Annotated in this window: 18 protein-coding genes and 1 tRNA gene; 9 read left to right on the top strand and 10 right to left on the bottom strand. The window is 61.9% G+C overall.

Going from position 1 to position 21926, the window contains the following annotated elements:
* Positions 1-392: 392 nt before the first annotated feature.
* From ACEW8N_RS12560 to ACEW8N_RS12520, 9 genes are all read left to right on the top strand, one after another.
* Positions 393-779 (top strand): DUF1257 domain-containing protein, encoded by a 387-nt coding sequence (locus ACEW8N_RS12560; RefSeq protein ID WP_373500172.1) that lies wholly within the window; start codon positions 393-395, stop codon positions 777-779.
* 73 nt (positions 780-852) lie between these two features.
* A complete protein-coding gene (locus tag ACEW8N_RS12555; protein WP_373500171.1) occupies positions 853-2445 on the top strand; it encodes an AAA family ATPase in 1593 nt (530 codons plus the stop codon).
* Between the two features lie 68 nt (positions 2446-2513).
* Entirely contained in the window at positions 2514-2723 is a 210-nt protein-coding gene (locus ACEW8N_RS12550) for a DUF2997 domain-containing protein (RefSeq protein WP_373500170.1), read from the top strand.
* 7 nt (positions 2724-2730) lie between these two features.
* On the top strand, positions 2731-4338 hold the full coding sequence (locus ACEW8N_RS12545; RefSeq protein ID WP_373500169.1) for an Hsp70 family protein: 1608 nt from the start codon (positions 2731-2733) through the stop codon (positions 4336-4338).
* Positions 4335-5120, top strand: a complete 786-nt coding sequence (locus tag ACEW8N_RS12540; protein ID WP_373500168.1) for a formylglycine-generating enzyme family protein — start codon at positions 4335-4337, stop codon at positions 5118-5120. Before ACEW8N_RS12545 ends, ACEW8N_RS12540 begins: the two co-directional genes overlap by 4 nt.
* A gap of 133 nt (positions 5121-5253) precedes the next feature.
* Positions 5254-6012 carry a formylglycine-generating enzyme family protein gene (locus tag ACEW8N_RS12535; protein WP_373500167.1) on the top strand — a complete coding sequence of 253 codons (759 nt, stop codon included), beginning with the start codon at positions 5254-5256 and terminating at the stop codon, positions 6010-6012.
* 93 nt (positions 6013-6105) lie between these two features.
* Positions 6106-7653: a HEAT repeat domain-containing protein gene (locus ACEW8N_RS12530; RefSeq protein WP_373500166.1), complete on the top strand. Its 1548-nt coding sequence runs from the start codon at positions 6106-6108 to the stop codon at positions 7651-7653.
* Between the two features lies 1 nt (position 7654).
* Positions 7655-8425 carry a formylglycine-generating enzyme family protein gene (locus ACEW8N_RS12525; RefSeq protein WP_373500165.1) on the top strand — a complete coding sequence of 257 codons (771 nt, stop codon included), beginning with the start codon at positions 7655-7657 and terminating at the stop codon, positions 8423-8425.
* A gap of 93 nt (positions 8426-8518) precedes the next feature.
* Positions 8519-8719, top strand: coding sequence for a hypothetical protein (locus ACEW8N_RS12520; RefSeq protein WP_373500164.1), 201 nt, complete (start codon positions 8519-8521; stop codon positions 8717-8719).
* Between the two features lie 235 nt (positions 8720-8954).
* Here the strand turns inward: ACEW8N_RS12520 and ACEW8N_RS12515 are convergent.
* The 10 genes from ACEW8N_RS12515 to ACEW8N_RS12470 all read right to left on the bottom strand — a co-directional run bounded on the left by ACEW8N_RS12515 (position 8955) and on the right by ACEW8N_RS12470 (position 21908).
* A tRNA-Lys gene (locus ACEW8N_RS12515) sits at positions 8955-9028 on the bottom strand.
* A gap of 91 nt (positions 9029-9119) precedes the next feature.
* A complete protein-coding gene (locus ACEW8N_RS12510) occupies positions 9120-9872 on the bottom strand; it encodes an RNA 2'-phosphotransferase (protein ID WP_373500163.1) in 753 nt (250 codons plus the stop codon).
* Positions 9873-9988: 116 nt separating this feature from the next.
* Complete coding sequence (locus ACEW8N_RS12505) at positions 9989-11188, bottom strand: murein transglycosylase A (RefSeq protein ID WP_373500162.1); 1200 nt, start codon at positions 11186-11188, stop codon at positions 9989-9991.
* On the bottom strand, positions 11185-11688 hold the full coding sequence (gene moaC, locus ACEW8N_RS12500; RefSeq protein WP_373500161.1) for a cyclic pyranopterin monophosphate synthase MoaC: 504 nt from the start codon (positions 11686-11688) through the stop codon (positions 11185-11187). The genes ACEW8N_RS12505 and moaC overlap by 4 nt, the downstream gene beginning before the upstream one ends.
* A gap of 26 nt (positions 11689-11714) precedes the next feature.
* Positions 11715-12080, bottom strand: a complete 366-nt coding sequence (locus ACEW8N_RS12495) for a molybdenum cofactor biosynthesis protein MoaE (protein WP_373500160.1) — start codon at positions 12078-12080, stop codon at positions 11715-11717.
* A 7-nt stretch (positions 12081-12087) separates the two neighbouring features.
* On the bottom strand, positions 12088-12708 hold the full coding sequence (locus ACEW8N_RS12490; RefSeq protein WP_373500159.1) for a molybdenum cofactor guanylyltransferase: 621 nt from the start codon (positions 12706-12708) through the stop codon (positions 12088-12090).
* 122 nt (positions 12709-12830) lie between these two features.
* Positions 12831-13661 carry a hypothetical protein gene (locus tag ACEW8N_RS12485; RefSeq protein WP_373500158.1) on the bottom strand — a complete coding sequence of 277 codons (831 nt, stop codon included), beginning with the start codon at positions 13659-13661 and terminating at the stop codon, positions 12831-12833.
* On the bottom strand, positions 13648-16401 hold the full coding sequence (locus ACEW8N_RS12480) for a CHASE2 domain-containing protein (RefSeq protein ID WP_373500157.1): 2754 nt from the start codon (positions 16399-16401) through the stop codon (positions 13648-13650). The genes ACEW8N_RS12485 and ACEW8N_RS12480 overlap by 14 nt, the downstream gene beginning before the upstream one ends.
* A gap of 55 nt (positions 16402-16456) precedes the next feature.
* Positions 16457-17395: a hypothetical protein gene (locus ACEW8N_RS12475; protein WP_373500156.1), complete on the bottom strand. Its 939-nt coding sequence runs from the start codon at positions 17393-17395 to the stop codon at positions 16457-16459.
* Positions 17396-17441: 46 nt separating this feature from the next.
* Positions 17442-21908, bottom strand: a complete 4467-nt coding sequence (locus tag ACEW8N_RS12470) for a CHAT domain-containing protein (protein ID WP_373500155.1) — start codon at positions 21906-21908, stop codon at positions 17442-17444.
* Between the last annotated feature and the right edge of the window lie 18 nt (positions 21909-21926).

The following is a 21926-nucleotide window of genomic DNA, read 5'->3' as shown; positions in this document are numbered from 1 at the left end:
GAGGGAAGGATATCAGCAACTAGTTGAAATGTCTAGATTTTTTTATTTACAATGATATCAATATATTAAAGCCATCATAGGCTTGTTTTCGTTACGAAATAAATTAATCAGTAATTGCACCTTTGGGGTGCGGAATGTACGCCATATGACGCCAATATGTCGAATCCACCCGGTGTCTGGCCGTCGTCGGCGAATCAGGTCATTCACTTGCTCACCAGCCGCTATACACTTATGGATTTCAACGAGTTGCCCGATTTTGAATTCATATTGACCGAGGCTGGCGAAGTCACGCTAACCGGGCTGGGTATCCATCAAACGGATGGACTCAACGGGGATTCGTTTTGACGGCACGATCATCGATGTCAACAGCATCATCATAAGGGGACCTGCAAATGTCTCACTTCACACGGATGAAAACACGGATTGTTAAAAAGGAATATCTGGTCAAAGCCCTTTCCGACCTGAACTTCAAGGTCCGGGAGGGCAGCGTGCATATCCGCGGCTTCGGCGGGCAGCAGACGGCTGTCGAAGTCATGGCCCCCACGGGTAACCCAGGCTACGACATCGGTTTTCTCAAGACCGGAGACACCTATGAGATGGTAGCAGATTGGTACGGAATCAAAGATATTCAGCCCCAGCAGCTTCTCAACCAGGTCCAGCAGCGTTATGCCTATCATGCGGTCATGGAACGTATGGCGCAGCAGGGTTTTGAAGTGGTGGAGGAACAGAGCCGGGAGGACCGAACCATCCATCTAACGGTTCGTCGGGCCGTCTTTTAGCATGCCGTGGACAATCGCGCAGCCGTCGTTGCGACGAACGATTCCGCAATTCTGAAACCAAAGGGAAAAAGTGATGGCAGCAGATCTTAACCGGTTTCAACAGGAACTGGTCCTTTATTTCAAAGCCCGTTTCACCCTGATTTGCGTGGTGACGCAGGAAGAGGAACGGGTGCTCAAAGACATCGCCGACGCCTGCCGAGACGCCCGGAAACCCGCCTACGCCTGGGACATCGCCGACGGCCTCGTGCCCCTGACGGAGGCAACCGGATCAGTGGACCGACCCGTGAAAGACCCCCTCTCCGCCCTTGAGATGATTCAGCGCATCGACCAGGAGGCGGTCTTCGTGCTCAAGGACTTTCATCTCATGTGGGAAAAGCAGCCCGCCATTATCAGAAAATTAAAAAACCTGGCCCAGACCCTCAAGCAGACGAAAAAGAACATCATCGTCACCTCCCACCAGGCCCGCATCCCCGATGAATTGGCGGACCAGGTCTATATCGTGGACTACGATCCGCCCGACTACAACGGCATCAAAGAGATCCTGAATATTTTCACCGGCATCTCCAACATCCGGGTCAACCTGACCGCCCTCGGTCGGGATCGGTTGATCCGCAGCGCCCTGGGCCTTACCGCCAATCAGGCGCAGCGGGTCTTCGCCAAGGCCATTGTGAAAAAGGGGAGCCTCGACGAGCAGGACATTGAACTGGTCACCCGGGAAAAAAAGGCCATTATCCGGGAGAGCGGCGCACTGGAGTTTTTTTCTTCCACCGAAACCATTCATCATGTCGGCGGGCTGGACGTTCTGAAGGCCTGGCTTTCCTCGCGGGAGAACTGTTTCTCCCAGGAAGCGGCGGATTATGGTCTCACTCCACCCAAGGGTCTCCTCTTGGTCGGCATTCCCGGCACGGGCAAGAGCCTCACGGCCAAGGTGGTCTCCGGCCTCTGGCAGCAGCCGTTGATTCGCCTGGATATGGGCGCCATTTTCGGCAGCCTCGTGGGCCAAAGCGAGGAAAACATCCGAAAGGCACTCAAGCTGGCTGAAACCGTCAGCCCCTGCGTGCTTTGGATCGACGAGGTGGAAAAGGGCCTGTCCGAGTCCGGGGGGGACTCGGGCACCAGTGCCCGGGTCTTCGGCACCCTGCTTTCTTGGATGGAAGAGAAGGAGAAACCGGTCTTCGTGGTGTGCACCGCCAACAACATCTCACGGATTCCCCCGGAGTTTTCTCGCGCGGGCCGGTTTGACGCCATCTTCTTTCTCGACCTTCCCACCCTTCAGGAGCGGCGCGAGATCTTCGAGGTGCATCTGAAGAAGCGTCGGCCGGTAATCGACGACTTCGACCTCGACCTGCTGGCCGAGGCGAGCGCCGGCTTCGTGGGGGCCGAAATCGAGCAGTCCGTGCTGGCCGCCATGGTCCGGGCTTTTAACGATCGGCGGCGGGAGTTTACCACCGACGATATCCTGTACGTGCTCCAGTCGCGCGAGGAGGTGGTGCCCCTGAGTGTCAGCCAACGGGAAAACATCGAGTCCCTGCGCCACTGGTTGTCAGAGGGGAGGGCGCGCTCGGCCTCTTTTTCGGAAGTGCGCTCTGCGCTCCGGCATATGGTTGCGGTACCGGATTTCGGAGCCGCGCCTTTGCTGGAGGTGGAGGCGGCGGGACCGAAATGAACGGCGACGGCCATGGCCGGACGTGATGACACCGGAAATCTTTCGTTTCTGTATGAAGGAGCAACGTTATGGAGATCCAGGAAGTTGACATTTTCATCACCCCGGACGGGCAAATCAGCTATGAGGTCCGCGGTGTGAAAGGCCGGAAGTGCCTCGATGTGACCCGCCAACTGGAGGAGGACCTGGGCGGCGTGATCCTGAGCCGCGAGGCCACCTGGGAAATGGGCCGGGAAGAGGCCCTGCAGGAAATCGAACACCGTGTGAAGACCAAGGATTGAGATACCCATGTCCTATGAACGCATGGCCGTTGATTTCGGGACATCCAACACCATCGTGGCGTTCTGGAACGAGAGCCGAAACGACGTCGACCTCTACGGCGTAAAGGATGTGTCCCGCCCCTTTCGCTTCCGGCAGGACGGGCGCGAGACCGAGATCCCCTGCATCCCCTCGCTGATCTATTACCGTGACGCCGAGACCTCGTTCATCGGGCAGCAGGTGGTGGGGATGATGCTCGAACGGAGCCGCGGAAGCTTTCGCTGGATGAAGGCCTTCATCCAGGAGCGCCGCAGGATCAAATACCCGATGGACGACGGTACCCAAATCGACCATTTCCAGGCCGGCCGGGACTTCATGGAAAAGGTGCTCGCCTATTCCGCACAGGCCGGCCGGTTGGATCTCTCCGCGTGCGAGGTCGCCTTCACCGTGCCGGTGGAGGCCTTTGAGCATTATACCGACTGGCTTGCGGTCGTTTGCAGTGATCTTGGGATTCGGCGCTATCGCTTCATCGACGAATCCAGCGCCTGCATCTTCGGATACGATACCCACCTGCAGCCGGGCGATCTCTTCCTGATTTTCGACCTTGGCGGCGGCACGCTGGACATCTCGGTGGTGCGCATCGAAGAGCGGGTGTCCAACCGCGGCTGCGGCTGTCGGATCATGGGAAAGGCCGGCTGCGGCATCGGAGGCCGCAACATCGATGGCTGGCTCTATGCGGATCTGCTCAACCGGGCCTGCATTCAGCCGCTCGACGCCCGTCCGGCAAGCGCTCTTTTCATGCGGGAGGTGGAACAGCTCAAAGAATGCCTCACCGATCACGTCTCACGGGAGTACGACATCCGCCACGAACCGTCCGGTCTCAGACTGAAAGGTGAATACGATCGCAGCACGCTCGAAGACCTCCTCGAAGAGCGCGGCTTGTTTCGGGACGTGCAGCAGACCCTTGAGCGCGCACTTAAAGACGCCTACGAGCGCGGCGTCGAGAAATCCGCGATCCGGGAGGCCCTGCTGGTCGGGGGCAGCAGCCAGATTCCCAGCATCCGGCGGCTGGTGCGCACCCATTTCGGCGAGCGCACCCGTTATTACCGGCCCTTCGACGCCGTGGCCCGGGGCGCCTGCCGCTATCTTTCAAACGACATCGAGGCGCTCTACGACCACATCCAGCACGATTACGCCATCAAGGGGTATGACAGCGGGAGCGGCACCCATCGGTTCATCCCCCTGGTGCCCCAAGGCACCCACTACCCCACCGACGAGGGATTTCGCCGGATGACCCTCAAGGCCACCCGCGACGGTCAGCGTTTCTTCGGCATCGACATTTACGAGGTGGCCGACCGCGGCAGCGTCCGAGGTGGCGCGGCGGGCGAGATCGTGTTCGACCTGAACGGCAACGCCCTCTACGACGATTCGGCCCGGCCTGCGGCCGGCAGCACCGAGTTCTGGATCAACGAGGAAAAGCCCACCTTCATCGAAGCCGACCCTCCCGCGAAAGGCGGGGTCAAACGCTTCGCCGTCAGTTTCCGGGTGGACGCTTTCAAGCACCTCCTGGTCACGGTGCGGGACCTCCAGACCCAGAAGCTGGTGTACGACGATCATCCGGTGGTGAAATTGAAATGAGGGAAAAGCCCTTTGACCCGCCCTGTTACCTCGTGAATCCCGTGGACGGCACGGAGCTCGTGCTGCTTCCCGGGGGATGGTTTTGGATGGGGTCTGACGATGGCGAGCCGGATGCATTGGTTTCCGAAAAGCCCCGCCACCTGCATTATGTCGCCCCTTACTACCTGGGAATCCATTGCGTGACGGTGGGCCAGTTCAGGCGGTTTGTGAAGAAAACAGGGTACGCGGGAGGAATCTATCCGTCAAGAGGGAGCGGTTGGAATGAGCGCTGGGGTTATTGGGAAAACGATCCCCCTGACCACCCGATACGGCATGTGAACCGGCACGATGCCGCCGCCTACTGCGAGTGGGCGGGTCTGCGCCTGCCGAACGAGGCCGAGTGGGAACTGGCGGCCCGGGGCTATGGCGCATTGAAATACCCTTGGGGCAACGACTGGGAAGAGGGCAGCCGGGTGTGTTGGTACGGTCAGAAAGGGCCGAAAGGCAATACGGCGCCGGTCTTCGAGCATCCCGGAGGGGCAAGCCGTTTCGGCTGCTTTCAGCAGAGCGGAAACGTGTGGGAGTGGTGCGCGGACGCTTGGGGCGGCGACGCCTACAAGCGCTATGCCCAAGGGGATTTACGCGTGCCGGATCAGGGCGATTTCCGTGTTTTGCGGGGCGGTTCCTGGCACTACGACTACCCGAGATACTTCCGCGGTGGGTACCGGCGCTACAGCAACTACAGCCCGGCCAACCGCAGCGACGACGACGGCTTTCGCGCAGCCGGGACCGTTACATTCTGATTTTTTTACCATTTTATCTTTTTCCGAATTGTGAATATGGGCACTGACGCTCTGGAGATGGCAGAATCAGCATTTTGGGCCGGGGCACGACAACAAAAGGACATCCTAAATTTTTCAAAAGGAGCCGGAGTGCATGAGTCCAGGTACTAACTCCATTCCCTACTATATCATCAATCCTGCCGACGGCACGGAGCTTGTCCTGATCCCCGGGGGGTGGTTCCGGATGGGCTCTGAAGATGATGACCCGGACGCATATGATAATCGTGAAAAGCCCCGTCATCTGCACTGGGTGGGACCGTTTTATTTAGGCATCGCCTGCGTCACGGTCGCCCAGTTTCGGTTATTTGCAGGCCAGACGGGGCATGAGGCCGGTTATGGATGGAGACAAGATCCCGACGATCACCCGGTACGGTATGTGAGCTGGCACGATGCCGCCGCCTATTGTAAGTGGGCGGACCTGCGGCTGCCGACCGAGGCCGAGTGGGAACTGGCGGCCCGGGGCTATGGCGCGTTGAAGTATCCCTGGGGCGACGACTGGGAGGAAGGCCGCAGGGTGTGCTGGGACGGTCGGAAAGGGCCGAAGGGGAATACGGCGCCGGTCTTCGATCACCCGAAAGGGGTGGGGCGTTTCGGCTGCTTTCAGCAGAGCGGCAACCTGTGGGAGTGGTGCGCGGACGCCGGGGACCGCGACGCCTACAAGCGCTATGCCCAAGGGGATTTTCGCATGCCGGACCAGGGTGACAGGCGTGTTTTGCGGGGCGGTTCCTGGTACAGCATGCTCCGCCCGAGCCCGAGTCACTTCCGCGGCGGGGACCGGTACAGCAACTACGACGATCCGGGCCTCCGCGTCGGCTACTTCGGCTTCCGCGCAGCCGGGACTGTTACGCTTTGATTTTTTTACCCTTTTACCCTTTGCGGATTTTTTGGCAGATATTCTTGCCTTGTTCGGAATTTTTCGCGCACCATCAAACATCAAGGGACAATTATGGATCGAGACACGGCCAAAGCACTCAAGCGGCTCAGGAGCAAGCTTATTTTTTGGGGCGGACGGATTCGGAAGAAGGGTGCCGAAGGTTTGTATGGAACGGATGAACCGGATGCGGTGGCACCTTTGATTTTTGCACTGGGAGATCCCAAGGAGCAAGTACGGTTTGCCGCCAGAGCGGCCCTTGGCACTCTGCAAGGGAGAGCGATTGATCGGTTTTGTGAGCATTGGGCAGAAAGTAGGGGGCCTACGCTGAAAGACATCATCTTGGAAACCGGATATATTGCCTCTGATCCCATAGAGTTGATGGTTCTTACGTCATTTGTAAACGGGAAAGATATTGAGTTCGAAGTTCCGGAAGAGGTTCTAAAAACCTGCCTGCTTGACGCGGAAGAAGAGGTTGTCAAACAGGCCGCCCACCACATCGTGAAGCATCCAACATTCAACAATAGCAAATGGATTTTGCCATTTCTGATCGAGCAGTTTGACAATGGGTTGTTTCAAACCTTCAATGCCGAAGGCTGGCACCCCGAACGCCCGGATGATCGTGCCCTGTTCTTTTTTCTGGCCGGAGACTTTGAAAAATACAACGACATCGACTTCGAGCATAAGCACTTGCGATACTGGTACGAGACCGCCGAACCCAAGTTGAAGGAGGCCATTGCCGCCGGCATCCGCCAAAGTGGGCAAAAAAGCCTTTTGGCCGTATTTCTCACCGAGCGTGGCAGCCGCAAGCAGAAACTGAGCGAGGCCGAGGTGGAACTTCAGGTCGAGATCCTGACACGGAAAAAGGACTTCCCGGCACTGTTCGGCCTCTTGCCCTTTACGACATGCGATCAGGGGCTGCGCATCGTCGCAGCGGCGCAGGAGGCCGGCTGGCAGAACCCTGCCCGCCACGGCCATGAGTTGCAGCAGCGGCTTGAAGCGCTGCTGAAGGACCCCGGGAAACAACACGGCCCCTCCTCTGTTGCCATGAAGATCTTCCAGGACTTCCGGCCCATGCTCATGGGCAGCAAGAAACCGCCGGGCGACGCAGGCGGTCTGAACAGTTGGCTGTCGGATGCCGGAAATTTCCGGCGCCGCAGTGCAGCCCTGATCCACATGGCCGAGACTTCTGTTGCCGGGCTGAAAGAGGCTGCAAATCGCGCCTGCGGCGATGGCTACTGGCAGGTGCGGATGGCTGCGGCAGCCTGCGAGCTGTTGCATCCGGGCACCCTGAGCCCGGCTAACAAGGCTTTGCTGGAAGACGACCATGTATACTGGGTGCAAACGTTTTTGAAGATGCCGTTGGGTCCTGGTCCTGGCCGGCTGGCGGACCTCGGCCCGGACGGTCTTGAGCGTCTCAGGCGGCTCGGCCGCAGATCCGACCCCAAAGTAAAACCCGAGGGACCGGACGATTTTTTGGATCTGCTGCGAGGTCTTATCCATGACTCGGAGGCCGAATACATGCTGACCCTGGGCGAGTTTCTGATAACGGACGTGGTGGTGCGCGAAGAAACTGCCTATGCGGCCTCCGAAACCGACATCGAGATTGAGATGGACGAGTAGCATGGCAAATGAGGTCCCTTGCTATATCGTGAACCCCAAAGACGGCACGGAGCTGGTGCTGATTCCCGGCGGCTGGTTCTGGATGGGGTCTGACGATGGCGATCCGGATGCGTATGATTGGGAAAAGCCCCGCCACCAGCATTATGTCGTCCCTTACTACCTGGGAATCCATTGCGTGACGGTGGCCCAGTTCAGGCGGTTTGTGGATAAAACAGGGTACGCGGGAGGAGCCCATCGGTCAAAAGGAGGCGATTGGAATGAGCGCTGGGGATATTGGGAAAACGATCCCCCTGTCCACCCGGTTCGGTACGTGAACTGGCACGATGCCGCCGCCTACTGCGAGTGGGCGGGTTTGCGGCTGCCGACCGAGGCCGAGTGGGAGCTGGCGGCCCGGGGCTACGGGGCATTGAAGTACCCGTGGGGCGACGACTGGGAGGATGGCCGCCGGGTGTGCTGGGGTGAGCAGAAAGGGCCAAAGGGGAATACGGCGCCGGTATTCGGTCATCCGAGAGGGGCTAGCCGTTTCGGCAGCTTTCAACAGAGCGGTAACTTGTGGGAGTTGTGCGCGGACGCCTATGATGACAACGCCTACAAGCGCTATGCCCGAGAGGATTTTCGCATGCCTGATCAAGGTGGCATCCGTGTTTTGCGGGGCGGTTCCTGGAACTCCGACCTCCCGAGGTACCTCCGCGGCGGGTACCGGAACCTCAACAATCCGTTCAACCGCTACGACGACCGCGGCTTTCGCGCAGCCGGGACCGTTACGCGTTGATTTTTTTGCCATTTTACCTTTTTCCCGAATTTTGAATATGGGTTCTGACTCTCTGGAAAATGAATACCAGCAATCAAGAGACGGATTTAAGAGTTGCAAGCCCTTTCTCAGATTCATCACCAAGTTCAGGCGGCTCTGGATGCGCTTCAGATCACAGAACTTTTCGATTTAAAATTCCGTGTGCTCTTGGGCAACGAATTGGCCGCCTCAACCATCAACATACCTAAAATTGTTAAAGACCACCCCGGCGAAGCAGATCGTCGAGCTGGAAAAACTGATTTGAACCTCCCCTGATTTTGTAGACACGCGCTGAACCGCGCTCAGTCGCACGGACGCTCGTGCGTCAGGCCCTCGCGCGATTTGGTGTTTTCACAAAAATTAAACCCAAGCCGAACACGGATATTTTCTTGGACGTTCTCAAGACTCATCATCGAATAAAAAAATTTAATGTGGGGGTAGCGTGGGGGTAAGAAAGGCACAACAAAAAAAGAGTTAAAGCATGATCGCTCTAACCCTTTGTTTTCTTTGATGGGCCGTGTTGGAATCGAACCAACAACCTACTGATTAAGAGTCAGTTGCTCTGCCTGGTTGAGCTAACGGCCCGTGCGGGGGCTCCCCCTCAAGAACGAGTCGGCTTTTAGCAACTTTGCCGGGGGTTGTCAATTAAAAACTGTCGTCCTTCGGGCAAAAAAGGTCATCCCCAGCGATCGTTCTTCTGTCTTCGCAACTGGCGCCGATCCTTTTCCCGCGTGATCTCTTTCTTTTTGCGTTCCCGGCGCACCGTGGCCTTTTCCTCGAGATCGGCCAGCGTCAGGGTAAAACTGCCGGGGGTTTTGGCCCGGACAGGGGCTTCCTCGAGCTTCTTGTTGAGGGAAATCTCCGGTTTTTCTTTCGGGAGCGGCGGCGCCATGAAGGCTCCCACCGGAATCGAGGGGGCCAGAAACAGGTTTTCCCCGAACTGCTGGATCCGGACGCCGCGCTCGGTCGCCCATTCCACCTGGACGGTGAGGATCAGCGGGTCTGCGTCGATACGGCTGCCGATCCGCTCTGCCAGTGCCCGGTCGGATGACATGACCACGTGGGGCAGGCCCCCCGGGGGCAAAACGCCTTTCTCCAGAACCGCGGCGTGGGCCTTCTCCCGGACGGCGGCATACAGCAGCTTGGGGAGGCTTTCAGGGGCCGACGGGATCGGGAGGAGGTCGCGCTTGACCGCCCGGATCTGCTTTCCCGCGATCTCGACGGGCGCGTCGGGCAGGCTCACGACCACCTCGTTCAGGGTGCCCTCTCGGACGAACCGCCACCCCTCCTCCTCATGCATCACTTTCAGGAGGTCCTTGATGCTGACAAAGCCTTCGTCGTCCGGCACCAGACCGAATTCGTCGGGCCGCCGGCCGAGAATGTAGTCCAGGAACCGGGCCAATTTTTCAGGAGAATACTGCTGTCCCATGATACACCATCATAAAACGGTTAAAGGATCAGGCTCTTTCAAGCCAGGTGACAGATTAAAAAAAAATGAGTCCGGGATCTTTCCGGGCCGCCGCTCTCCGAACACGGTCCGCGCCGTCATGCGCCCGGCTTCAACACCAGGAAATAAAGCTGTCCGTCATGTTTCAGGTGCCCGGCCGCCAGTTCTGCGTAAGGCCCGCTTCCCCAGAAAATATCGGCCCGCCCCGGGCCCTTGATGGCGCCGCCGGTATCCTGGCTGGACACAAACCGGGAAAACGGGACCCAACTCGACACTTCTCCGCCGCCTGCCGCGCCGGCCGACGGTTTACGGGTCTGGATAAAAGCGATCCCGCCCATCGGGAAGACGGCCCGGTCCACCGCAATGGCCCGACCGGGGGTCAGCTTGGCCCGGATGGCGCCGTAGGGGCCGCCCTTTTCAAAGGTGAAAAAGACATAGCTGGGGTTGTAGTTGAAGATCCGGTCCATCTCGCGGGGATGGGCAAGGAGATAGCTTCGGATCCTCTGCATGGACATCTCGGCCTTGGGGATCTTGTTCTCCTGGATCAGGAGGTTCCCGATGCTCCGGTAGGGCCGCCCGTTGCTGGAATGATAGTGGACGTTCAGGCGGTCGCCGTTCTCCAGGATCACCTTCCCCGACCCCTGCACCTGCAGGAAAAAGAGGGCCACCGGGTCCGCGACCCACGCCAGCACCGGGGCTTTTTTGCGCAGCGCCCCGCCCGCCTCGATCTCCTTGCGGTCGTGATAGGGCACGAAGGTCTTTCCGGCCACCCTGCCGACGATCTTCTTGCCCGCAAGCTTCTCGGAAAAGGCCGAGAGATCGACCACGGCAAGATCCTCCGGGGGGCCGTAGATCGGGTGGCGGTATTCCGGCGTCTTCGTGAGGCTGCCATCGAGGGACGGCTCGTAATAGCCGGTGAAGAGCATTTTTCCGGTATCGCCGCCTCCCACAGACCGGTAGACCCGGTAATTGGACCGGATGAAACGCTCAAGCGCGCCCCTGTCGGGCCGGGTGTCGATAAAGGCCCGGAACCGCTCCAGGGAGCGGATCATGTGGGTCGCGTCATAGCTGTCGGCGCCCAAGCTGAACCGGGTGTCCGCGGGAAGGCGCTTCAGGTAGTTGATGCTCTCCCCGAGGCTCTCCCCGATCCCGGCGTAGTCCATGTCGTCGGCAAATTCGGGGTAGGCGGTCGGCGGGAGGGGAACCAGGGGTCCCTCGGGCGCGCGGTGCCCCACGCATCCCACCGTCAGGCAGAGGGTCATCAGGCAGATCCAGCGGAAGCTGGCCGTCCTTTTCATATCGCCCCGCCTTCGCCGTTTTCGGGCCGCCGCAGGAAATCCCCGCTCTTTCCCCCTGTTTTCGAGAGGAGGCAGATGTCCGTGATGGTCATGGATTTGTCGTATGCCTTGCACATGTCGTAAATGGTGAGGGCCGCTACGGAGACGGCGGTCAGGGCCTCCATCTCGATCCCGGTCAGGTCGATGATCTTGGCCGTGGCCTCGATCCGGATGGAAGAGGTCGACGGCTCCGGGAAAAAATCGACCTGGGCGTGGGTCAGGTTGAGGGGATGGCACATGGGGATCAGCTCCGCGGTTCGCTTTGCCGCCATGATCCCGGCGATGCGGGCCGTCTCGAGGACGTTTCCTTTCCGGACCCGCTGGTTCACGATGGCCTCAAAGGTATCCGCGGACATGGAGATGCGGCCCCGGGCCGTTGACGTCCTCAGGGTGGGTTTCTTGTCGGAAACATCGACCATCCGGACCCGGCCTTCCGCGTCGATGTGGGTGAAAGTGGACATCCGAAGCTCCTGTTGATGCGCGTGGGTCACTCGCCGGTGAAGTATTCCACCTTCCGGGTGACGGTCGATTTGATGGCGTTGAGGGTATCGGTGAGGGTCGCGATGACGTTTTCCCGGAAGTCTCCGGCCACGACCAGCAGCATCACGTCATCCCCCACCGTGAGGTCTTTTCCTTCATTGATTTCGACGAGAATCTCGACGATCCCCGGCCGTTTTTTCTGCTCTCTCAGAATTTCCCCGAGCCTGCCGTGATCCACGGAGACCCGCAGGCCCGTGACCTTCCGCCCGTCCCGGGACGTGGACCGGACCACGCCGTTGTGGTAGAGCACCATGCCGACGTTGGCGCAGTCGGGGTGCGACTTGACTTTGGCCATCATGTTGCAGATATCCATAGCTTCTTTACCTCCCGTCTGCTGAGATTTCAGCCCGGTGGATCGCCTGCGCTTTTTCAAAATCCTCGGGCCGGTTGATGTTGAAAAAAGAGATCTTCTCCGGGTCGTGCATCCGCACGACCTTCTCCGATAGGGTCCTGACCTTGAGCTTGTTGAAGAGCCGGGCGATTTTAAAGTCGCCCTTCAGGAGGCTCCTTTCCATGGGCATCAGGCACCGCTTGGAATAGACCGCGCACAGGGGCTCGAATCCCTCATCGGTTTTCGGGATGACCACGTCGAACCGGGGCTCGATGCGCCGCAGCAATTCCTCCACGAGATCCGCGTTCAGGAACGGGGTGTCACAGGCCGCGAAAAAGGCGTGCGGATGGGTTGCCGCGTGCAGTCCCGCGTGGATGCCGGTCAGGGAACTCCGCACCTGGAAAATGTCCGTCACGATGGTCATATCCCAGTCCACGTAAAGATGAGGATGGTTCGTCACCAGGATGATATCGTCAAAAAACCTGCGATAGAGAGCATTCAGACGGTCGAGTATCCGGATGCCGCCGATCTCGATAAAGGCTTTGTTTCTCCCGGAAAACCGGGTGCTCAATCCGCCGGCCAGAATAACGCCCGAGCACGGATACCCCATCACTCTCCTCCATCCGCCCGACAGTTGATTTGAATCGGGATCATGCAGGGCTTGCCCCGCTGCTGCTGGAGAATATGAAAAGCGCCCCTCAAAATCAAGAAGACTTTCACGATTCGGCATTTTCATGGCAAACCAGCCTCCCCCCGGAGGTCCCCCAAAATCCTGTCCAGGATCGCCGCCGTTCCTGAATGGCCGACCGACGGGGCGAGATATCCCCCCCGGGACCGGACGCAGCGCCGCACCCGCCGGTCGGCACCGGCATGGGTCATGGGAAAAGCCGCATGCTTCAGAAGGGTCAGGTCGTCCGGCTGATCCCCGGCGGCCGCTGCCAGGAGATGGGTCGCCCCGAAATTGGCCGCGAATGCGGCGAATTTGTCCGCCCGCTTCGGGATGAGGGCAATCTTCCGCGGTCCCACGATGGTCCTGAAATCGTCGCCCAGGATCCCGGCGGCGCCGGCAAGGAACCGTTTTGCCGAAAGCGCCCCGTCTCCTGAAAACAGCAGGATATGCTCATGGCTGCCGGCATACCGGGCCGCGTCGATAGGAAGCCCCCGGTCCCGGATCATCCGTTCCAGCCGCCCACGCACCCCGTCCAGATCGACCCCGGCCGTCACCGCCCGGGTCCATGCCGGCCGGCCGGGCACCACGGCCCCGTGTTCGAGGATCCATCCGGCGATGACGACCCCCGCCCGGGTGAAGACGCCCCTGAAATCCGCGGCGGTGCGGCAGGACCGCCCCGATGCCACGATGATGTCGATGGTCCGGGAGAGCCGCGCCAGACGGTCCAGGGTATCCGCCGCGAGAACGGAAGCCGCGGTACGGCCCCGGATGGGAAAACCGTCCCGGATCGGCTCGGGGTGACACAGGGTGCCGTCCAGGTCCAGAACGCACGCGGGCCGCCGCGCCGCCGGCATGCCGCCATCCCGAACCTCCGGGCCTTCAGGCGTCCGCATGGACGCGAAGCCCCTCGACAAGCTGTGAAAACCGTTCGAGGGTCATGGGCAGGTTCATGACATCGATGCTTCGGGCCTGGTCCAGGAGCTGATCCGCCCATTCACAGAGCCGGGGGTATTCGTAGGTCCGTCCCAGCTCCCGCATCTCCAGGCCCATCGCCTCGATGCGGTCGAACACAATGACGCCGCCGGCCCGGCATGACCCCTCGCTCAAGCAGCGGTCGAGTATTTGAAACAGCTCCTTCCATTTCTCGATGCGCCGTCCGTCCGCCGGGGGCGCCGGGAAGACGCGGCCGGCCGGATCCGCCGGGAGGTCACCCGTTCTCGGGGCCGCCGACGGGGGTAGGGCGGCCGGAGCTGTGCGGCAGGGCAGAAACCGGGCCATGGTCCGCATCAGCTCGCTTCCTTGAACGGGCTTGCTCAGGAAGGCGTTGCAGACCTCGCGGATCCGGTCGACCTCCTCGTTCATGGTGGAAGCGCTCACGGCGATGACAGGGGTGTCGGCGATGCCCGCGTCGGCCCGGATGCGCCGGACGGCCTCAAACCCGTCCATCCCGGGCATCCTCATGTCCATCAGGACCAGATCCGGCCGAAAGGCCCTGGCCAGGGCCACGGCGTCTTCGCCGTTTTCAGCCTCGATCACGTCAAACGCGCCGTCACGGAGGAAGGCCTTGATGAGGTCCCGGTTGACCTGGACATCCTCGGCGACAAGAATGGTTGCCGGTTCAAACAGGGAGGCGTCTTCGGTTGCGGCTTCAGGTTGGGGTTCCGACGCCGCCGGGGCGGGGGCCGCCGTAAGCTCCGGGAAGACCGCCTCGAACACCGAGCCTGCTCCCATCGTACTTCGCACCGTGATACGGCCGCCCATCATTTCGGCAAGGCGGCGGGAGATCGCAAGCCCCAGGCCGGTGCCGCCGTACCGGGCGTGGCTTTGCCCTTCCTGCTGCTCGAAGGCCTCGAAAATCCGCCCGGTCTGGCTTTCGGGGATGCCGATCCCCGTATCCTCCACCGATACGGCAAGGCTCCACGACCGCCCGCTTTCATCCTCACGGACGGCGGCAACGGTGAGCCTGACATACCCGGAATCCGTGAACTTGACGGCATTGCCGATCAGGTTCAGAAGAATCTGACGGAACCGGCCCTCGTCCATGCAGAGGAGATCGGGCAGGCCCGGGTCGATGTCCATCTGAAACCCGATTCCCTTTTCATCCAGCTTTTTCCGGAACATCATGCCCATGTCGCGGAAAACGGTGCGGATGTTGACGGGCCGCATCGTGAGTTCGACCTTCCCGGCCTCGATCTTGGAGAGGTCGAGGATGTCGTTGATCAGCATCAGCAGGGAGCGACCGCTGCTCCGGATAATCGACAGATATTGGCGCTGCTGGGGGTCCTTCATCCTGGATTCCAGGATCTCCGCAAACCCCAGGATGGCGTTCATGGGCGTCCGGATTTCATGGCTCATGTTGGCCAGAAACTCGCTTTTCTGGCGGCTCGCCGCCTCGGCGGAGCTCTTTTCCCGTTCCGCCTGCTCTTTCCGTCCCTGAAGGGCGATCCTGAGGGCTTTTTCCTTGAAGGACAGGGACAGGTTGATAAGGAAATAGACCAGGAACCCCATGACGAGGTTGTGGGTCACGCCGATGATGATGCCGTACCGGACATACAGGACGGCGCTGCAGCAGAGGAACCCCGCCGGGAGGACAACCGCCGAGACGAGCTGGAGCCCCATCGTCCGGATGCCCGTACCGAGCCAGACCACCAGGAGAAGCACGACCAGGCTCGTCGTCACCTCCGCCCACAGCGGCGCATGCCTGAGCGGCGCACCCTTCAGCAGCGTGTTGATGCTGTCTGCGATGATCTCGGCCCCGTAGATCACCCCGACCGGCGTGTTGAACCAGTCGCTGGAAAACGAGGAGGTCTCCCCGATGATGACGATCTTGCCCGCCACCCAGTCCCGCAGTTCCCGGAGGCTTTCCTCGGTCAGGAACGAGATGTCCAGGAATTCATAGGCGGAGATCCCGGCCAGTTCATGAATGAAATGATAGCCGCTTGGAATGGTTGAAAAATCGATCTTGATATCATTGAACTGGTTCAGGGGGATCGCAAGGCCGCCCAGGATCAGCCGGCCATCCCGAAGCCGGGGCGTCACCCCCAGGTAGGCGGCGGCGGCCTGGACCGCCATGGGCCATCCGTTCTTGAGGTGGATGGTCTCCGGGTGGATCCGGATACGTTCCAGAACACTGACCAGCGCGCTCGTCGAGGGGATGTTGACATAGCCGCTTTTTGCGGCCTCCCGGAGCCGGGGCGTCGGATAGCTGATGTCCAGGAAACGGTTCCGGCGGTCGAACAGCAGGCGGGAGGCCAGTATGCCGCGGCTCTGCTGGAGCGCCGAGGCGAGGATCAGGTCTTCGCCGTAGGCATCGGGCAGGTCGAGCAGAAGGTCCACGCAGATCACCCGCGCGCCCAGTATGCCGAGGTTTCGGAGGATCGACGCCAGGTCCGCCCGCCTCAGGGGGGACTTCCCGTATTCCCTGAAGAAATATTCGTCGATGGTCACCAGGGCGATCTTATCGAGGGGGAAGGACATCTCCTGCCGGTCGCCGTGGCTGGAGCGAAGGGCATGCCGGATGGAGATGGTCTGATATTCGAGGAGGGAAAAAGCTTCGAAATATTCCGATGCGATGGAGAGGCAAAAGAGCAGGAGGAGAAGGGACGCCTCGTATTTTCCCAATCGGGTCTTCATTGCGCTTCGGTCGTCATGGGGCTGCCTTCACATGGATGTCACTCCGCCGCCGGCATCATTTCTCCTGGTCCTGCAGCCGATGGTAACGGACCGATTCCTGCCGACGCATCTGTTCCAGGTGAAGATCGCTCAGGACCTTGATCAAAAACGGGCGGACCTCGTTGGCATCCGGATTCTCGGCCATATACCGGCGGTAGGTGTCCATGGCGGCCACTTTCAGGCCTTCATCGTCCATCAGGTTGGCCAGCAGAAAGCCGTCTTCCGCGGTCAGGGCCTCGATGCGCACCGTCTTTCGATGGAACGCCTCGACCTCTTCATCGGAAAGCCACCGGAGCTCCCCGTCCTGCTTCTGGGCCTGGAGGACCTCTCCCTGGTAGAGGATTTTCACCCGATAGGGATACACCCCGGGCAGGATCGCGGGCGGGGCGAAGCGGATGATCTCCTCCTTCGAGGGCGGCACCTTGAACCGCCTCTCCCCGATGGCGAGTTCATAGCTGTAGAGCGGCCCCTGGTTTTCCCAGACCAGGTCGGGATACTCCTTCGACAGAACGACCCGCCGGGCGGTCTTGAATTGCTTCGGGGTCCGGTTCTTGGGGCTGCGCTGGACGGCGGCATACTTCTGAACCCGGGTGAATTTCCGCTCCAGGAATGCGGCGACTCCGCCGGCCGGGGCGGCTTTGGAAACCTGTCCCTTCAGGACCGTCAGTCCTTTCTCGCCGATTTTCACCACCGTGCCGGGTTCGACGGTCCGGATCCTGTCGGTCTCCTGGTCGAGGAGCTTGCAGCGCCCGTCCGGCCCGGTTCTGACGGTATATCCCCGGTGCAGAAACTTGTTCCGGCGGACCTTCCGCCACGTCTGTCCGTCGGTGGAATAGGCCACGTCGCCCGCTGCCTGGATGAGCAGGACCGGCGGGGCGTCCCCGGCCGCGGCCGCTCCGGCCGTCGCCTGGAGGATCAAAAGCAGTCCTGTCACAATCGCTGTCAGTCTGGCCACTGGGGCTCCTTGTTCTTGGGGTGACCTTCGAGGGATCACCGATCCGCTACATCCAGCTGCCCACGATCAGGAACGAGGCCCAGGAGCCGGGGTGCTCGTGCCGGGGGTCCGCCATGACCTCGATCTGCGCGCGTTGAAGGGCCGCCGCCTTGGATACGCCGGAAGCACCGAGATGCCGGTAGAAGGCGTTGACCACCTTCGCGGCGGCCTCGTCATCCGTCTCCCACAGGGTTGCGAGCGCGCTTCTCGCCCCGGCTTTCAGCGCGATTCCGGCAAGCCCGAAGGCCGCGCGCTCGTCCCCTAACGCCGTTTCGCAGGCGCTCAGGGTCAAAAGATCCATCTCCCGCCCCTGGGCCGTCCCGAACCGGATGAGGCCGTCGAGCTGGTCCATGGTCAGGCGGCCGTCATAGGTCAGCAGAAACGATCCGCCCGCGCTGTCGCCGAAGACGGCATGGGTCGCCATATGAACGATATCGTAAGCCTCCCGTTCAAGCTCCGTCTTCAGGGCACTGCGGGTGAAGGCGTCATCCAGAAGGATTTTCCCGCCCATCGTCTGTTGAATGCCCGCCAGCTCCTCCGGCACATGGGCAAGGGAACCAAACCCTTCCTGCCCCTCGGAAAGCCCGTTGAGGAGCACCCGCTTGGTTGCGCCGTCGCCCTCCAGACCGGCCCGGACATCCGTCAGGCGGATGGCGGGCACCACGCCGACGGCATAGGTTTCGACCAGGTACCCTCGCCCGTCGTTCAGCGCGGAAAAGGGGATGAGGCTCAAGGGGCCGTCCGGCACGATGACCAGCGTCTCGATGCGGCGGGCCGCGAGGATCTTTTCAGCCGGGCGGATCAGCCAGTCGTAAAGGGCCGCCGCATCCGTCATGAATCCATCGTCCAGCGACTCGAGGGCCTCCCGGAACCTTCGGGCGACCTCGCGGACTCGGTCTTCCGAAACCGGAACCCGCATCTGTATCATTCCGTCTGAAAACCGCAGCAGAACCACCAGCGCGTCTTTCAGGGGAATGGGATAGATCAGCGCCGTCCGATCCGGGACGGCGGCAGCGGCAATCTCATCCGTCGGCGCGCGTGCGGCGACGCACTCATCCTGGTAAAAATCCTGGAGTTCCACCGCCTTCAGGCGCTCCATGGTCTCCCAGGCATCTTCGAGCCGCGCCTCATCGGCAAGCAGCAGCTCCGTCAGCCCAATATAAACCGGCCGGACATGATCATCAAATGTTTTTTTCCGGTCCCGCAGCCCGTTGAAATATTCCCAGCGGATGGGGCTCAGCACGTCAATGGCCGCCTGGAACCAGAATTCCGCGGCCGCGGGGTCTCCCGTCTCCCGGGAGAGGCGCCCCATCTGCCATTGCCACTGGTAGAGGATCTCGGGGTGATACCCGGCCTCGGCATGAACCATTGCCTGCCGCGTTTTGTCCATCGCGGCGCCATATCGGCCCGCCGCTTCATCCAGTCGCCCCTGCCGGCCCAGGGCCGTCGACAGGATGCGGTCGTTTGCGAGCTTTCGGCCGATCGCCGTCGCCCGGGCAAAGTCCGGTGCGGCGTCATCCGGCCCGCCCATCCCCGTCCTCGCTCCGGAAAGGCGCTCCCGTAAAATCCCCAGGGAGATCCAGTCCGCCCCCGCGGGATAGGTCTCAATTCTGGGCGGAAGGGCCGCGGCGGCCCGGTTGAGCAACCCCCGGGCGTCGGCCTCTCGACCTTCGGTTATCCTCGCCCGGGCCTTGTTCAGAAGGAGGACGGCCTTCAGGGTCCCGGCATCCGGCACCCCCGAAAGCGCGGCCAACCCTTCGTCATAGGCTGCGGCAGCACCGTCGAAATTGTCGGCGACCGCCCGCACATTCCCCATCTGGTTGAGCGCCGCCGACAGCATCAGCGGATCTCCGGACGCTTCCGCCGCCGCGACGGCCTTTTTCTGAGTTTCGATGGCCCCCTGCAGGTTGCCGAGGCAGAGATAAAGATCGCCCAGGAGGTTGTGGAAGAGCGCCTGAACGGCGGGCCCGGCGGTTTTCCGGGCCGCGGGCAGAGCGCCGTAAAGGGCCGACAAGGCGCTCCGGTAATGCCCGACCGCCATGAGGGCGTGGGCCAAGACGGCGGCGCCCGCCGGATCATCGGCATCGCCCGGGAGCCGATCGACGACGCCGGCAAAGTCCCCCCGGTCCAGGAGGGCCCGGCAGGCCGCGGCCCCGGAGGTTTCATCCCGCGCCAGAAATTGCGGGATGACGGCGGGTGCGGACGGCAGCCAGTCGTCGTACGCCTGGGGGATGCCGTCCCGGCCCTCCCGATGGACAAACCGGCTCATGCGGGCCGCGGGCTGAAGGTCGCAGGGGGTTTTCACCCATCGGCCGGCATCCATGAAATTGGCGGGCAGCACCGTCAACCCGCCGATGAGGTCCAGGTTCGGCGCCGTGATCTGGATGGTGCCGTCGTTGCCCCGCCGGGAGGTCGCCTCGACCACGCTGTCGGGGGATTTGAAATAGTTTTCCGTCGTGATGAAGATGGCGCCGCCGTCCCCCTGGTCGGCATTGGCCGTGAGGGTGCTCCGGTTCAGGACCACATAGTCCGGTGCGCCGGCATCCTGTGCATCGCCGATCCGGATGTCCCCGCCCCCGCCCCCGCCCGTGGCGACGCTGGTGGAGACCCCGCTGTCCAGGAGATAGACGCCGGTCCCCGCGTTTACCGCGATCCTCCCGCCGCCGCCGCTCACCGCATCGGTGCTGAGGGCCGCGCCGCCGGTCAGTTGAACGGTATCCCCTGCGGCAACACCGATGGTTCCGGCATCCCCGCCCCTGCCTGCAGCGGTGCTGGCGGAGGAAACGGCCCCGCCCGTCATCTCGAAACGCCCCGCCGAGATGGCGATGTTGCCCGCGGGGTTTTCCCCCTGGGTCTCGGTTTTCACCGCCGCATGGTCCGTGAGCACGGCCCCGCCCCCGGCGGTCATCCGGATGGTCCCGGCCTCGCCGGCGCTTTTCCCCGGTGTACCGGCGGGGGTCCGGCTGGAGGAGGAGACGACGGCGCGTTTCTCCATGCGGATCTCCGCCGCGTTCAGTTCGATGACCCCGGCCCGGCCGGTGCTCCTGGTTTCGGTGCTGACGGCGGCGTTCTCCGTGAGCAGAATCGAGCGGCCCGCGGAGACGGCGACCTTGCCCGCATCCCCGCTTCCCTCCGTATAGGCGCTGACGGCGGCATCCCCCGTCAGAACGACCGAGCGGCCGGCCTCGACGGACACGTTCCCCGCATCCCCGCTTCCCTTCGTAAAGGCGCGGATGTCCGCCCCCGTGTCGAGGCGCACCGCCTCCCCGGTGATGGCCACCCTGCCTGCGCTTCCGGTGCCCGTGGTAAAGGTGTCGATCTTGGTGTCGGACACGGTGACGGCATCCCCGGCCCGCAGGGTCACGTTCCCGGCATTCCCCGTCGATTGTTCCCGGGATTCACTCTGGATGAGGGTGCCTTGAGCCAGGGAGATTTCCCGGGCCGCGACGGTGAACTCCCCGGCGTCCCCCGACGCCCGGACCCCGTAGGATCCGACCCGGATCACCGCCCCCGACACGTCCACCGCATCCCGGGCCTGGATCCTGATATCCGCCCCGTCCACCCGGCCGAAGGTATCCGTGGACAGGAGGGCGCCGTTGTTAAGCGCCACGCTGTCGGCCCGGATATCGACGACGCTTTCGGGCTGCTCGGCCACCGAAAAGGGCGCGGCCGCTATGATCTCGCTGTTGTCCATCACGAACCGCCCGCCCCGGATGAAGATGCTGCCGGCGTTCACGCCGATCCCCGACGGCCGGTTCAGGCTGCTTCCCGTGATGGCGATATCGGCCAGGGCGTCAAACGACGAAACATCGAGTCCGTCCGGCCCGGGGACGACCTCCCCCGGGGAGGCCACCGCCGCCATGTCGAACCGCCCTCCGTCGATGGTGATCTGGGCGCCGTTGGTCACGGACAGGCCGCCGCCGACGAGGGAGACGGTGTTCCCCAGGGAGGACAGGCTGCTGCCGTCGATGGTGATGGGCGACGCGGCGGCGCCCAGAAAACCGAAGGCGGCCGGCGGGGCCGACGAAAACCGTTCGCCGGCCGAGGGCAGGGCAGTCCACCGGTCCGTCTCCCCCATGCGGAGGTAATCCGCGGTGGAGGCATGAAACGCGCCATCCACATCCAGGGTTGCATTGGGGCCGAAGAGGATCCCCGCGGGATTGAGCAGGAAGAGGCCTGCGCCCGGAATGGTCGATCGCAGGAGCCCGTCGATGGTGGAAAGTTCGCCGCCGGTGACGCGGGAGATGATGTTCTCCACGGACGACGGCCCGCTGAACACGGCGCTCTCCTTCATATCGAGGCTGAACCGGCTGAAGCTGTGAAACAGGTTCCCGCCCACCTGGTCGCCGTACTCCGAACGGATGTCGTAATCCGGCCCCCGGAGGGAGACCGCGCCCGCGCCGCCCGTGGTCCCGTCGGTCGCCACCCCGGCATTCACGACGGCGGCCGGCGGGCAGGCGGCCAGCCAGATCATCAGCATCACCGCAGGTAA

It is taken from the genome of Desulfococcus sp. (genome assembly GCF_041737845.1).
Taxonomy (GTDB): domain Bacteria; phylum Desulfobacterota; class Desulfobacteria; order Desulfobacterales; family Desulfococcaceae; genus Desulfococcus.
Note: the sequence above shows the minus strand (reverse complement) of the source record. Positions and strands in the feature narration are given on the sequence as shown.